This window comes from Teichococcus wenyumeiae, from assembly GCF_003696345.1.
GTDB classification, from domain to species: Bacteria; Pseudomonadota; Alphaproteobacteria; order Acetobacterales; family Acetobacteraceae; genus Pseudoroseomonas; species Pseudoroseomonas wenyumeiae.
The window spans coordinates 64,579-77,958 of the sequence record NZ_RFLX01000017.1; the positions used below are offsets into that span (position 1 = coordinate 64,579).

The 13,380-nt window shown below is 70.2% G+C and carries 11 protein-coding genes; 7 read left to right on the forward strand and 4 right to left on the reverse strand.

The genetic code is table 11. The features are described 5' to 3' along the window. The first annotated feature begins 37 nt into the window (after positions 1-37). Complete coding sequence (locus EBE87_RS19490) at positions 38-583, forward strand: DUF4142 domain-containing protein (RefSeq protein WP_120638392.1); 546 nt, start codon at positions 38-40, stop codon at positions 581-583. Between the two features lie 207 nt (positions 584-790). Next, complete coding sequence (locus tag EBE87_RS19495; RefSeq protein WP_456316274.1) at positions 791-1,387, forward strand: D-sedoheptulose 7-phosphate isomerase; 597 nt, start codon at positions 791-793, stop codon at positions 1,385-1,387. 44 nt (positions 1,388-1,431) lie between these two features. Here EBE87_RS19495 and EBE87_RS19500 read toward each other — a convergent pair whose 3' ends face one another. The 3 genes from EBE87_RS19500 to EBE87_RS19510 all read right to left on the reverse strand — a co-directional run bounded on the left by EBE87_RS19500 (position 1,432) and on the right by EBE87_RS19510 (position 4,636). Continuing rightward, positions 1,432-2,322, reverse strand: coding sequence for an amidohydrolase family protein (locus tag EBE87_RS19500; protein ID WP_120638395.1), 891 nt, complete (start codon positions 2,320-2,322; stop codon positions 1,432-1,434). After that, positions 2,315-3,604: an MFS transporter gene (locus EBE87_RS19505; protein WP_120638391.1), complete on the reverse strand. Its 1,290-nt coding sequence runs from the start codon at positions 3,602-3,604 to the stop codon at positions 2,315-2,317. The genes EBE87_RS19500 and EBE87_RS19505 overlap by 8 nt, the downstream gene beginning before the upstream one ends. Before the next feature lie 135 nt (positions 3,605-3,739). Continuing rightward, positions 3,740-4,636, reverse strand: coding sequence for a helix-turn-helix domain-containing protein (locus EBE87_RS19510; RefSeq protein WP_120638390.1), 897 nt, complete (start codon positions 4,634-4,636; stop codon positions 3,740-3,742). A 168-nt stretch (positions 4,637-4,804) separates the two neighbouring features. Here EBE87_RS19510 and fumC point away from each other — a divergent pair, with 168 nt between their 5' ends. Genes fumC through EBE87_RS19525 form a run of 3 tightly spaced genes read left to right on the forward strand, consistent with a single transcriptional unit; the run spans position 4,805 to position 9,686 of the window. After that, a complete protein-coding gene (gene fumC, locus EBE87_RS19515; RefSeq protein ID WP_120638394.1) occupies positions 4,805-6,226 on the forward strand; it encodes a class II fumarate hydratase in 1,422 nt (473 codons plus the stop codon). Between the two features lie 60 nt (positions 6,227-6,286). Beyond that, positions 6,287-8,086, forward strand: a complete 1,800-nt coding sequence (locus EBE87_RS19520) for a S9 family peptidase (protein ID WP_120638389.1) — start codon at positions 6,287-6,289, stop codon at positions 8,084-8,086. Between the two features lie 13 nt (positions 8,087-8,099). Next, positions 8,100-9,686 carry an ABC transporter substrate-binding protein gene (locus EBE87_RS19525; RefSeq protein WP_120638388.1) on the forward strand — a complete coding sequence of 529 codons (1,587 nt, stop codon included), beginning with the start codon at positions 8,100-8,102 and terminating at the stop codon, positions 9,684-9,686. Positions 9,687-9,743: 57 nt separating this feature from the next. Here the strand turns inward: EBE87_RS19525 and EBE87_RS19530 are convergent, their stop codons facing one another. Beyond that, complete coding sequence (locus EBE87_RS19530) at positions 9,744-10,697, reverse strand: Bug family tripartite tricarboxylate transporter substrate binding protein (protein ID WP_233553205.1); 954 nt, start codon at positions 10,695-10,697, stop codon at positions 9,744-9,746. 242 nt (positions 10,698-10,939) lie between these two features. On the opposite strand from EBE87_RS19530, the gene EBE87_RS19535 reads away from it, so the two are divergent. Together EBE87_RS19535 and EBE87_RS19540 are read left to right on the forward strand one after the other, a co-directional pair. Next, positions 10,940-12,235 (forward strand): alpha-hydroxy-acid oxidizing protein, encoded by a 1,296-nt coding sequence (locus EBE87_RS19535; protein WP_120638386.1) that lies wholly within the window; start codon positions 10,940-10,942, stop codon positions 12,233-12,235. 260 nt (positions 12,236-12,495) lie between these two features. Next, entirely contained in the window at positions 12,496-13,368 is an 873-nt protein-coding gene (locus EBE87_RS19540) for a Bug family tripartite tricarboxylate transporter substrate binding protein (RefSeq protein ID WP_158600876.1), read from the forward strand. Positions 13,369-13,380: the final 12 nt, after the last annotated feature.

A 13,380-nucleotide genomic window follows, 5' to 3' on the forward strand; every position in this document is an offset into this window, starting at 1 on the left:
GCGTTCAAGGTGATCGGTTAGGAATGGAGGAATTCCCATGAAGCGTATCTTGTGCGGCGCGGCGATTGTCATGCTTTCCCTGACCGGCTGCGCCGAGACGCAGCGCGCGGCTGACACGACCGTCGCGGCGGCCAAGGCCCAGGTGAACCCCACGCTGTCCACCACCGACGCCACCTTCATGACGATGGCGGCACGCGGCGGGATGGCCGAGGTTCAGCTTGGCCAGCTGGCGCAGACCGGGGGCAGCTCCGCAGCCGTGAAGCGCTTCGGGGAGCGGATGGTGCGCGAGCATGGCGAGGCCAACCAGGCGATGATGGCCCTGGCCCAGCAGAAGCAGATCACGCCGCCGGAGACGGTCGGCGCCGACCAGCAGCAGATCTATGACAACCTGTCCAAGCTGCGCGGCCGTGCTTTCGACCGGGCCTTCGCCCAGGCCATGGTGCAGAACCACCAGCAGGATCTGCAGGCTTATCAGGAAGAGGCGCAGAACGGCACCGATCCTGACGTGAAGGCCTTCGCGGCCCGCCATGTGCCGATCCTGCAGGAGCATCTGCGCATGGCGCAGCAGCTGCCGCAGCGCTGAAGCGGCGAAACTGCCAAAGGGCTGAAGGACAGAGGCCGCCAGTGGCGGCCTCTGGCTTGTTCAGACGGGCGCGTCCGCTGCCATGTCCAGTTGAAGCAGAGTGGCCCGGGGCGCGCCCTGCTGGCAGCGGTGAGGGCCGCCGCTGTCTCGCCAAGGGGGCGGGTCTGCTGCTATCCGTCCACTGCCGCTCACCCTGGGAGTTTCGAAGTGGCTCTGGACGATCGCGCCTATATCACGCGCTACCTCGAGGATTCCCGGCGGGCGCTGGATGACTTCAGCGCCGATGCCGCTGCGCAGGACACGCTCTTCGCCATGGCGGCGGATGTCTGCGCCGCCCTGCGCGACGGGCGGCGCCTGCTGGTGGCCGGCAATGGCGGCAGTGCCGCGGATGCGCAGCATATCGCGGCCGAATTCGTTTCCCGCCTGATGTACGACCGCGCGCCCCTGGCCGCGCTGGCACTGACCACCGACAGCTCCGCCCTGACGGCCATCGGCAACGACTACGGCTATGAGCTGGTGTTCGAGCGGCAGGTGCTGGGCCTGGGCCAGCCGGGCGATGTCTTCCTCGCCATCAGCACATCGGGCAATTCGCCCAGCATCCTGCGCGGCTTGCAGGCGGCGCGCAGCCGCGGCATCCGCACCTTCGGCTTCACCGGCGCCACGGGCGGCGCCATGGCGGAGGGCTGCGACCGGCTGCTGCGGGCGCCTTCCACGCAAACGGCCATCGTGCAGCAGATCCATATCACTGCCGCGCATATGTTCTGCGCCCTGGTGGAGCGGACCATGTTCCCGCCGGCCGCCTAGCATGGCGGCAGGGGAGGGAGCCCCGGCCCCCTCCCGAACAGCTGCTAGCCGAAGCCGTAGAGGCGGTGGGCATTCTCCACCAGTACGCGGTTGCGCGCCGCTTCCTCCGGCACCCAGTCCGCCAGCAGGTCGAGCAACTCGCCGACATTCATCATGTGGCCCCAGTGGGAGACATGCGGCCAGTCCGAGCCCCAGACGCAGCGGTCCGGCGCCGCCTGGTGCAGGGCGCGGGCGAAGGGCACGGTATCCACATAGGGCGGGCCTTCCACCGTGTTGCGGTAGGCGCCGGAGAGCTTCACCCAGCCGCCGTCCCGCACCAGCGAGACCAGGGCCTGGAAGCCCTGGTCCTGCATGCCGCGGCTGACCGGGAAGTGGCCCCAGTGGTCCACCACGAAGGGCACCTGAAGCCTGCCGAGGCGCGGCGCCAGCGGCACCAGGTCGCGCGCGTCGATCAGGAATTGCAGGTGCCAGCCCATCTCCCGCGCCAGGGCGGCATAGCCCTCGAGCTGCTCGAAGCCGATGCCGCCGCCATAGAGGATGTTCAGGCGCAGCCCGACCACCCCGGCCTCCTGCATCGCCGCCAAGTCCCGCTCCGGCGTGTCGAGCGGGATGACGGCGATGCCGCGCAGCCGCTGCCGGTGCGCCCGCAGCGTGGAGAGCATCAGCCGGTTGTCGGTGCCATGCACGCTGACCTGAACCAGCACGCCATGCTCCATGCCCGTGGCATCGAGCATGGCGAGGTAGCGCTCCGGCGTGGCTTCCGGCGGCGTGTAGCTGCGGCTGGCCACGAAGGGGTGTTCCGGCGGCAGGCCGATCACATGGGCATGGGTATCCACCGCCCCCGCTGGCACCGTGAAGCGCATCGGGCCCTGCGGGCGCGGATCGGGCCCGGGGCAGGCTGGCGCCTGCCCCTTCTCGTTGTCGTTGTCAGCCATCGGCATGCAGCACCTTGCCGCGCGTCTCGGGCAGCGCGTAGGCCGAGATGAAGAACAGCGCATAGGCGCCGACGGCGAAGATGCAGATGGCATTGGCCAGCGTGGTGGTCTGCGACAGGTAGCCCACCAGGAAGGGGAAGAGCGCCCCGATGCCGCGGCCGAAATTGTAGCAGAAGCCCTGGCCGGAGCCGCGCAGGCGCGTAGGGTACAGCTCGGTGAGGAAGGCGCCCATGCCGGAGAAATAGCCGGAGGCGAAGAAGCCCAGCGGCAGGCCCAGCACCCAGAGCAGCTGGTTGGAGAGCGGCAGCTGCGTATAGGCCAGGATCACCGCGATGGCGCCCAGCGAGAAGACCAGGAAGAGGCTGCGGCGGCCATAGCGGTCGGCGAACCAGGCACCGGCGAGATAGCCCAGGAAGGAGCCGACGATCAGTGCCGAGAGATAGCCGGTGGAGCTGACGATGGAGAGGTTGCGCTCCGTGGTCAGGAAGCGCGGCACCCAGAAGGTGATGGCGTAGTAGCCGCCCTGGCAGCCGGTGGAGACCAGCGAGGCCAGCACCGTGACCTTCAGGATCGGGCCCTGGAAGATCTCCAGGATGGAGGGGTGGTCGCCCCGCGCCGCGTCGCGCGCGCGGGCCTCGGCCGCAAGCTCCGGCTCCTTCACGTAGCTGCGGAGGTAGAGCACCAGCAGCGCCGGCAGGGCGCCGATGGCGAACATCCAGCGCCAGGCTTCCTCGGCCGGCAGCAGCGAGAAGAGCGCCGCCTGCGCCATCACCGCCATGCCCCAGCCGATGGCCCAGCCCGATTGCACCGATCCCACGGCGCGGCCGCGGTATTGCGCCCGGATGGTCTCGCCCATCAGCACGGCGCCCGCCGCCCATTCGCCGCCGAAGCCGAGGCCGAGCAGGGCGCGCAGCACCAGAAGCTGGTTGAAGTCCTGCGCGAAGGCGCAGAGCAGCGAGAAGAAGGAGAACCAGAGGATGGTGAGCTGCAGCGTGCGGACGCGGCCGATGCGGTCCGCCAGGAAGCCCGCGCCCCAGCCGCCGATGGCGGAGGCCAGCAGCGTGACGGTGCCGGCCAGGCCCGCCGTGCCGGGATCGACGTTCCACATCTTGATGATCGTGCCGATCACCAGCGGGTAGATCATGAAGTCCATGCCATCGAGCGCCCAGCCCGTGGCGCAGGCCCAGAAGGTCCGTTTCTCCGGGACCGTCATGTCCTTGTAGAAGCCGGTCAGGCTGGTGTCCTCGATCGGCGCGACCGAGGCATCGGGTGTTGTCGCCATGTTTTCCCTCCCTGCCCGCCAATTTCAGCGGGCGGAACAACAGGGCGGCAGAATGTCGCCGCAGGGCCGGGGCGATCTATCCAGAAACAGCCGTGGTCACGCGGGCCTGACGGCGCGTTTGTCGAAAAACTGCCGTCAGCCGCGCCGCAGGCGCCGGTAGCGTGCCGGGCTGACGCCGACCGCGGCGCGAAAAGCCGCGCCAAAATGCGACTGGGAGGAGAAGCCGGAGGAGAGCGCGATATCGGCGATGGGGCGTTCGGATTCCGCCAGCAGCCGGCGGGCGGCCTGCAGGCGCTGCTCGATCACGAAGCGATGCGGCGTCAGCCCCGTGGCGCGCTTGAAGGCGCGGATGAAGGCCGAGGGGCTGAGCCCCGCCACGTCGGCCAGATGGGGGATGCGGATGGGGGCCGAGGGGTCGGACTGGATGAGGTCGATCACCCGGTCCCGCATCCGGCCGTCCAGGCAGGGCTCGGGGCGGGGCCGGGTCGGCGGCGAGGCGGCGTAGCGCTCGGTCAGGTGCAGCCCCACGGTATAGGCCAGCTGCTCGGCCAGCAGGCCGCTGAGCGGGCGGCGGCTGTCGCTGGCCTCCACCAGGCGGTTTGCCGTGGAGGCCAGGAAGCTGTCCTCGGTATCCCAGGCCAGGTCCGCCAGCTCCACCCGCCGGGTGGCGCCCTGGGCGGCCCCGGCATCGTTCAGCAGCGCCTCCCCCAGGTAGAGCAGGACGAGCTTGCCGGCGGCGGCCTCCGGCACCGCGTCCACCACCACGTTGCAGCCCGGCTGGCCGATGCGGAAGCGCCCGTAATGCACCGGCGCGTCGCGGCGCACCCGCCCTTCCTCGATCAGCACATGGCGGCGGACGCCGTAGAGCGTGATGGCCACGGTGGCGACGGGCAGCCGGCCGAAGTCATAGAGATGCGGCCCCGTGACCTCACTGATGGCCACGGCCAGCCCCGCCGTGGACCACAGGTTGATCAGCGCCGACTGCCTGCAGCCGGTGACGAGTTCCGCGTGCTGGATCGGATCGAGGAGCATGGGGCTGGCCGGTGTGGAAATGCCGCCATTGTCCCCCGAAACCTCCCCCCGCCGCAACTCCGCCCCAGGCGCCGCGGCAAGAACCCGTGATGCCCCCCGGCGTTGTCCGCCCGGGCGGGCGGGGCTTCAATGCCCTGACGGCGCGCCTTGCGCGAAGCGGAGGACGAGATGGAACAGCAGACTAGCCCGGAGACGGGCTTCCGGACCGAGACGGACTCGATGGGGGAGGTGCAGGTCCCGGCCGACCGTCTCTGGGGCGCCCAGACGCAGCGCTCGCGCGTGAACTTCCCCATCGGCGTGGAGCGCTTCCGCTTCGGGCGGCCGATGATCCGGGCGCTGGGCATCCTGAAGAAGGCGGCGGCCCTGGCCAATGCCGAGCTGGGGCAATTGCCGCGCGACCGCGCGGACCTGATCGTCCGGGCGGCGCAGGAGGTGATCGACGGCCAGTGGGATGCCGAATTCCCCCTGGTGGTGTTCCAGACCGGCTCCGGCACCCAGACCAACATGAATGCCAATGAGGTGATCGCCAACCGCGCCATCCAGATCGCGGGCGGGCAGCTCGGCTCCAAGAAGCCGGTGCATCCCAATGACGACGTGAACCACAGCCAGTCCTCCAATGACACCTTCCCGACCGCCATGCATATCGCGGCGGTGGAGGTGCTGGCCGGCACCACCATCCCCGCCGTGCGGCAGTTGCGGGACACGCTGGATGCCAAGGCGCGCCAGTTCGGCCATGTGGTGATGGTGGGCCGCACCCACCTGCAGGACGCGACGCCGGTGACGCTGGGGCAGGTGATCGGCGGCTGGGTGGCACAGATCGACGATGCCGTGGCGACGCTGGAACATGCCATGGCCGGCCTCTGCCGCCTGGCCATCGGCGGCACGGCGGTGGGCACCGGGCTGAACGCCCATCCGCAGTTCGGCGACACCGCCGCCCGCTTCATCGCGCAGGAGACCGGCCACCCCTTCGTCTCGGCGCCCAACAAGTTCGCGGCGCTCTCCGCGCATGACGACCTGGTGAATGCCAGCGCGGCGCTGCGCACCCTGGCGGGGGCGCTGATGAAGATGGCCAATGACGTGCGCTGGTATGCCTGCGGCCCGCGCGCCGGCTTCGCCGAGCTGAAGATCCCGGAAAACGAGCCCGGTTCCTCCATCATGCCCGGCAAGGTCAACCCGACGCAGAGCGAGGCGATGACCATGGTGGCCGTGCAGGTCTATGGCAACGACGCCGCCGTCGCCTTCGCCGGCAGCCAGGGCAATTTCCAGCTCAATGTCTACAAGCCGGTGATGGTGCACAACGTGCTGGAATCGGCGGAGCTGATCGCCGATGCCTGCCGCGCCTTCGACGAGCACTGCGCCCAGGGCATCGAGCCGAACGAGGAGCGTATCCGCGAGCACCTGGAGAATTCGCTGATGCTCGTCACCGCGCTGAACCCGCATATCGGCTACGAGAAATCGGCCAAGATCGCCATGACCGCCTATCGGGACAACACGACGCTGCGGGAGGCGGCGCTGAAGCTCGGCCATGTCACGGGCGAGCAGTTCGACCAATGGGTGCGGGCCGAGGAGATGACCGGCCCGAAGGCCTGAGCCTCCCCCGCCAGCGGCGGCGCCCTTGATCTGCGCGGGGAATGAGGCTGACATGATGCGATGCCTGATACCGCTTCGCGCCTCGGCGCCCTGCTGGCCGCCACGGCGGCCACCGCCCCCAGCCACGCCGCCGATGGCCGGCTGTATTTCCTGTGTGATGCCGGCGGCTCCGCCCAGGTCTGGGAACTGCCGGCCGATGGCGCCCCGGCGCGGCCGCGCAGCGACCACCGGGATGCCGTCGCCTTTGTGGCCGGCAGCCCCACGGATGGCGGCGCCATCTTCGGCCGCGACCAGGCGGGCGACGAGCGCGTGCAACTGCACCACCTGCCGCCGGAAGGGCCCGCGCGCGCCCTGACCGCCGACCCGCGCGTGATCCACGGCTGGGGCGCCATCGCGCCGGATGGCAGGTCCCTGGCCTGCACGGCCAATAGCCGCGACCCGGCGCATACCGACCCCTGCGTGATCGACATCGCCAGCGGCACGCCGCGCCGCGTGCTGGAGGTGGAAGGGCCGCATGAACTGCCGGCCTGGCACCCGGATGGCCGCAGCCTGGTCCTGGCCCGCGCGCCGAAGACCTTCGAGAGCGACCTGATCGGCGTCGAGATCGCCACCGGCGCCACCACCCGCCTGACGCCGCATGAAGGCGAGTGGCGCCACATGAACCCGCGCTGGCGCCGCGACGGCAGCGGCTTCTGGCTGCTGACCGACCGTGGCCGCGACTTCCTCGGCCTGGCCTTCCAGGTGCCCGGCGGCACCCCTGCCTTCCTCCACGCGCCGGAGGCCGATGTCGAGCAGCTGGAACCCTCGCCGGACCAGTCCCGCCTCGCCGTGGTGGTGAACGAGGAAGGCTATTCCCGCCTGCGCATCCTGGATGCCGCCAGCGGCGCCGTGCTGGAGCAGCCTTCCTACCCCGCCGGCGTCATCACCCGGATCAGCTGGCACCCGGACGGCGCCTCCCTGGCCTTCGACCTCGCCTGCCCCACCCGGCCCTCGACCCTGTGGCGGCACCGCCTGCGCCAGCCGGAGGCTGAGCTGATCTTCGCCCCGGCCGAGGCGCCGGCGGCGCTGCGGGACTGGCAACTGGTGCGCTTCCCCACCTTCGACGGGCGCGAGCTGCCGGCCTTCCTGGCCCTGCCGGAAGGCACGGCGCCGGCGGGCGGCTGGCCGCTGCTGGTCTGGGTGCATGGCGGCCCGGAATCCCAGGCGCGGCCCAACTGGCGGCCGGACCTGCAACTGGTGCTCTCGCTGGGCATCGCGGTGCTGGTGCCGAATGTGCGCGGCTCCACCGGCTATGGCCGCGCCTATGCCGCGCTGGACGACCGCGAGCTGCGGCTGGACAGCGTGCGCGACCTGGCCGCCGCCCACGCCTGGGCCGCCGCGCAGGAGCGCTTCGATGCCCGGCGCATCGCCGTCATGGGCCAGAGCTATGGCGGCTGGATGGTGCTGGCCGCCGTGACGGAATACCCGGAGCTCTGGGCGGCGGGCGTGGACTACTACGGCATCGCTCGCTGGAAGACCTTCTTCGAGCGTACCGGGCCCTGGCGCATCGGCCACCGTGCCGCCGAATACGGCGACCCGGTGCGGGATGCCGAATTGCTGGAACGCCTTTCCCCGCTGCACAAGGCCGACCGCATCCAGTGCCCGATGCTGGTGGCGCAGGGCATGACCGACCCGCGCGTGCCGCCGCAGGAAAGCGAGCAGATCGTGGAAGCCCTGCGCCGCCGCCAGGTGCCGGTGGATTACGTGACCTTCCCCGACGAGGGCCACGGCTTCCTGAAGCGCGACAACCGCCGCCGCATCTATCTGGCAGTGGCCGATTTCCTGGCCCGGCACCTGCTGGACAATCGTGCCGCATCCTGAACGGAGCTCAGCCATGAAGCGCAGAACCCTTCTGGGCGCCGCCGCCGGCGCCACCACCGCCGGGCTCCTGCCCCATCTGTCGCGCCCCGCGCTAGCCCAGGGCAATGCCCGGGTGCTGCGCTTCGTGCCAGAAGGCAACCTGGCCAACCCGGACCCGATCTGGACCACCACCACCATCGCCCGCAACCACGGCGCGATGATCTGGGACACGCTCTACGGCCTGGACGACCACTTCGAGCCGCAGCCGCAGATGGTGGCGGGGCACGAGCTTTCCGACGACCGCCTGACCTGGCGCTTCACGCTGCGGGACGGGCTGATGTTCCATGATGGCGAGAAGGTGCGCGCCATCGACTGCATCACCTCCATCCAGCGCTGGGCCCGCCGCCGCCCGCTGGGCCAGACCCTGCTGGCCCGCGCGGAGGAGATGAAGGCGCTGGACGACAACCGCTTCGAGATCCGGCTGAACAAGCCCTACAGCCTGATGACGCGAGCCTTCGCCGATAGCTGCTTCATCATGCCGGAGCGGATCGCGAAGACGGATTCCTTTCAGCAGATCGGCGAATATGTCGGCAGCGGCCCCTTCCGCTTCCTGCGCGACGAATGGGTGGCGGGCTCCAAGGCCATCTATGCCCGCTTCGACAAGTATGTGCCGCGGCAGGAGAAGCCGAGCTTCCTGGCCGGCGGCAAGGTGGCGCATTTCGACCGCGTCGAATGGATCGTGATGCCGGATTCCGCGACCGCTGCGGGCGCCTTGCAGAATGGCGAGGTGGACTGGCTGCAACGGCCGGATTTCGACCTGCTGGGCATGCTGCGCGGCATGCGCAACGTGAAGGTGGCGGTGAACGACAAGGTCGGCGTGCTGGCCATGATGGCGCTGAACCACATCCAGCCGCCCTTCGACAATCCGAAGCTGCTGCGCGCCATCCTCTCGGCGGTGAACCAGGAGGATTTCATGGCCGCCGCCGTGGGCGCGGAGCCGGAACTCTTCCATGTGCCCGCCGGCGTCTTCACGCCCGGCCTGCCCATGTCCAGCGATGCCGGGATGGAGGTGCTGACCAGGCCGCGCGACATCGCCAAGGCGCGGCAACTGGTGCAGGAGAGCGGCTACAAGGGCGAGAAGGTACTGCTGATGTCGCCTTCCGACTACCCGGTGCAGGCGGCGCATGCGCAGGTGGCGGCGGCTCTCTTCAAGGAGCTGGGCCTGAATGTGGAATTCGCCAGCATGGACTGGGGCACGCTGGTGCAGCGGCGCTCCAGCAAGGAGCTTCCGGACAAGGGGGGCTGGACCGCCTTCACCACCACCTATGAGGGGCTGACGGTGGCCGACCCTTCCAGCAACGTGCCGCTGCGCGGCAACGGCGCGCAGGCCTGGTTCGGCTGGCCCACCAGTCCGCGCCTGGAAGCGCTGCGCGAGGAATGGCTGGACGCGCCCGACACCGCCGAGCAGAAACGCATCGCGGCCGAGATGCAGCGCATTGCCTTCGAGGAAGTGCCCTTCATCCCGCTCGGCCAGCTCTACTACCCGACGGCGCACCGCACCGAGCTGCGCGACATCGTCCCCGCTTCCTTCCCGATCTTCTGGAACGTGCGGCGGGCGTGACGGAAAGGGCCTGGGGAAAAGCCATCTCCCCAGGCCATGCTTTGCCGCAGCGGGCTTCTAGCCCGACATGCCGACGCGGCGGAGCACCGGCTCCCATTTCTCGGTTTCCGAGGCCAGGAAGCGCTTGCATTCCGCCGGCGTGCTGCTCGGCCGCACCTGCATGGCCATGTCCAGCAGGCGGCGCTGGAAGGCCTCCTGGCCCGTCACCTTGTTCACGGCTGCGTTCAGGGCGGTGATGATGGGCTCCGGCGTGCCGGCCGGGGCCATCAGCATGTGCCAGCTATAGGCCTCGTAGCCCGGCACACCGGCCTCATGGATGGTGGGGACCTCGGGCGCCACCGGCGAACGCTCCGGCGCGCCGAGGCCGAGCACCCGCAGCTCGCCACGCTCCGTGTAAGGCATGGCGCCGGTGCCGACATCGATCAGCATGGCGACACTGCCGCTCAGCAGGTCCGGCATGGCGGCGGAACTGCCGCGATAGGGCACGTGCTGCACCTTCAGGTTGCCCGCCATGCTGAGGAACAGCTCGGAGGCGAGATGCACCGCGCCGCCGACGCCGGAGGATGCGTAGGAATACTTGCCCGGATTGTCGCGGAACAATGCGATCAGCTCCTGCAGGTTCTTCACCGGCAGGTTCTTGTTGACGAAGAGCACCATGGGCACCTGGCCGATCAGCGCGGCGGGCGCGAAATCGGCCACGGGGTCGAAGGGCAGTTGCGGGAAGAGCGGCCGCAGCACCGAATGCGCGATGGTGGTGTAGAGCAGCGTATGGCCATCCTTCGGCGCCTTGGCGACGAATTCGGTGCCGACCACCACCCCGGCGCCGGTGCGGTTCTCTACCAGGCTGCGCTGCGGCATGACCTTGCCGAGCTCTTCCGCCAGCATCCGCGCGGCGACATCGGTGGGGCCGCCGGCGGCGAAGGGCACGATCAGGCGAACAGGCTGGTTGGGCCATGCCGCTGCCGGCTGCGCGGCGGCGGGGTTGGGGATGGTGGCAAGCGGACTCAGCATCAGCCCGGCGGCTGAAGCCATGATACTCCGGCGCTTCATTGGCGCTCCTCCCTTTATCCGGGAAGTATCGCTGTTGTTTCGGCACGGGGTCAATTTCTTGCTGGCCCTGGGCCTTCCCCGCGTCGGCGGCGGCCTGCGTGGAAAACAGCGGCAGGACCCCGGCCGCTTCGCCTAGACTTCCCGCCAGCGGCACGGACCGCGAGGATATGGCCGTGGCGCCCATGCGCAGCAGGAGGGGCCCGATGGCAGATCCCGGCCGCCAGAACCAGGCCCGCATCTTCACCGGCGGCTTCGCCGGGCGCCGGCCGCTCATCCCCTGCGCGCCGGAAGCCCTGGAACGCGCGGCCTTGGCGCGGATGCGCGGCCATGCCGCCGCCTATGTGGCCGGCGGCGCGGGGCTGGAGCGGAGCATGGCCGCCAATCGTGCCGCCTTCGACCATTACCGCATCCTGCAGCGCGTGCTGCGCGATGTGTCCGACCGGCGGCTCTTGGTGGAGCTCTTCGGGCGCAGGCTGCCCTTGCCGCTGCTGCTGGCGCCCATCGGCGTGCTGGAGATGGCGCAGCGGCGCGGCGACCTCGCCGCCGCCCGGGCCGCCGCTTCCGAAGGCCTGACCTTTGTCACCTCCAGCCAATCCTCCGCGCCGCTGGAGGAGATCGCCGCGGCCTGCGGGGAGGGGCCACGGTGGTTCCAGCTCTACTGGTCCTCCAGCGACGCGCTGATGCGCAGCTTCATGCGGCGGGCCGAGGCCGCCGGCTACGAGGCCATTGTTCTGACCCTCGATACCACGCAACTGGGCTGGCGGCCGCGCGACCTGGATCGCGGCTACCTGCCCTTCCTGCGCGGCCGGGGGCTGGCCAATTATGTCTCGGACCCCGTCTTCCGCGGCCTGCCGCCGCCGAACCTGGCGGCGGCGGAGCGCCCGCCGCTGGGGCTGCGCTCCCTGCCGGCGGGCCTGGAACTGCTGTGCAACTGGCCCGGCGGGATGCGGCAGGCGCTGGCCTCGCCGCGCGCGGTGGTGCAGGCCGTGCAGCGCTTCATTGCCGTCTATTCCCGCCCGGACCTGACCTGGGAGCATCTGCCGGCCCTGCGGCGGGCGACCCGCCTGCCCATCCTGCTCAAGGGCATCCTGCACCCCGATGACGCGCGGCGGGCGCTGGATGCCGGGATGGATGGCATCATCGTCTCCAACCACGGCGGGCGGCAGGTCGATGGCGGCGTGGCGGCGCTGGACATGCTGCCGCCCGTGGCGGAGGCCGTGGCGGGCCGGGTGCCCGTGCTCTTCGACAGCGGCATCCGCACCGGGGCCGATGTCATAAAGGCGCTCAGCCTGGGGGCGCGGGCCGTGCTGCTGGGGCGGCCCTATGTCTATGGCCTGGCTCTGGCGGGCGAGGCCGGCGTGCGGCAGGTCATCCGGAACTTCGCCGCCGAGCTGGACCTGACCCTGGCCCTGATGGGCCGCCGGGGGCTGGATGAGCTGGATGCATCGGCGCTGGCGCCCGCACTTGTCCCCAGTTTGCGGGGACAGAGCTGTGGATGACCGGGGGGACAGCTTGTGCCTGATGGTGCGCAGCCCGTCCGCCCCAGGCCACTGCCCCTTTTAGGTCATTTATTTGGTTCATTGATTCAACAATAACACCATGCTTGAGTGATGCCGAAGTGAAGCCCGGACAACGGGCACACCAAGGAGGAAACGGGATGCGCCGCAGACAGCTTGCTGGCCTGGGTCTTCTTGCCTGCGGCCTCGCGCGCCCAGGCTTCGCGCAAACGGAAAAATTCCCCAGCAGGCCCATCCGGTGGGTGCTGCCCTATGCCCCGGGCGGGCCGGCGGATGCCTTCAGCCGTGCGGTGGGGCGCGGCGTGACGGAGCGGCTGGGCCAGCCGGTGGTGGTGGACAGCCGCCCCGGCGCCGGCGGCGTGCTGGGCGTCGAGATCGTCGCGAAATCGCCCGCCGATGGCTACACGATCGGCGTGGGCGGCACCGGCTCGCTGGCCGGCGCGCTCAGCCTCATGCCGCAGATGCCCTATGACCCGCTGAAGGATTTCGCGCCCATCACCATGATGGCGGCGGTGCCGGAAATCCTGGCGGTGAATGCCAGGGTGCCGGCCCGCACGGTGGCGGAACTGGTGGCCCTGGCCAAGGCGAAGCCCGGCGGCCTCTCCTACGGCTCCGGCGGCAATGGCACCGGCCCGCATCTGGCGGGGGAGCTGCTGCGCCTGCGCACCGGCATCGACATCGTGCATGTGCCCTATCGCGGCGCCGCGCCCGCCACCACCGACCTCGTTTCCGGCCAGATCCAGATGATGATCGGCGAGGCCCCGGCGCTGGTGCCCTTCATCCAGTCCGGCGAGCTGCGCGCCCTGGCCGTGACCACCCGCAACCGCCTGCCCGTGCTGCCGGAGGTGCCGACCCTGGCGGAGGCGGGCGTGCGGGACCTGGAGCTGGAGAACTGGTACTGCCTGCTGGCGCCCGCCGCCGTGCCGGCGGAGCGGCTGGAGATCCTGCGCCGCGCCATCGTGGACACGCTGGGCGACGCCGAGGTGCAGCGCATCTTCGCCGCCCAGGGCGCCACGGCAGCGCCCGGTACGCCGGAGGCCCTGATGGGCCGCATCCGGCAGGAGATCGCGCGTTGGGCCGAGGTATCCCGCTCCGCCGGAACGCAGGCCAACTGAGGGAAGCGAAGC

Bases quoted from the DNA above. Each gene is read 5' to 3' on its own strand.
- EBE87_RS19535 (WP_120638386.1), top strand. From the start codon at position 10,940: ATGGCAGATCCCGGCCGCCAGAACCAGGCCCGCATCTTCACCGGCGGC.
- EBE87_RS19530 (WP_233553205.1), bottom strand. From the start codon at position 10,697: ATGCTGAGTCCGCTTGCCACCATCCCCAACCCCGCCGCCGCGCAGCCG.
- EBE87_RS19490 (WP_120638392.1), top strand. From the start codon at position 38: ATGAAGCGTATCTTGTGCGGCGCGGCGATTGTCATGCTTTCCCTGACC.
- EBE87_RS19505 (WP_120638391.1), bottom strand. From the start codon at position 3,604: ATGGCGACAACACCCGATGCCTCGGTCGCGCCGATCGAGGACACCAGC.
- EBE87_RS19500 (WP_120638395.1), bottom strand. From the start codon at position 2,322: ATGGCTGACAACGACAACGAGAAGGGGCAGGCGCCAGCCTGCCCCGGG.
- EBE87_RS19520 (WP_120638389.1), top strand. From the start codon at position 6,287: ATGCCTGATACCGCTTCGCGCCTCGGCGCCCTGCTGGCCGCCACGGCG.
- fumC (WP_120638394.1), top strand. From the start codon at position 4,805: ATGGAACAGCAGACTAGCCCGGAGACGGGCTTCCGGACCGAGACGGAC.
- EBE87_RS19525 (WP_120638388.1), top strand. From the start codon at position 8,100: ATGAAGCGCAGAACCCTTCTGGGCGCCGCCGCCGGCGCCACCACCGCC.
- EBE87_RS19510 (WP_120638390.1), bottom strand. From the start codon at position 4,636: ATGCTCCTCGATCCGATCCAGCACGCGGAACTCGTCACCGGCTGCAGG.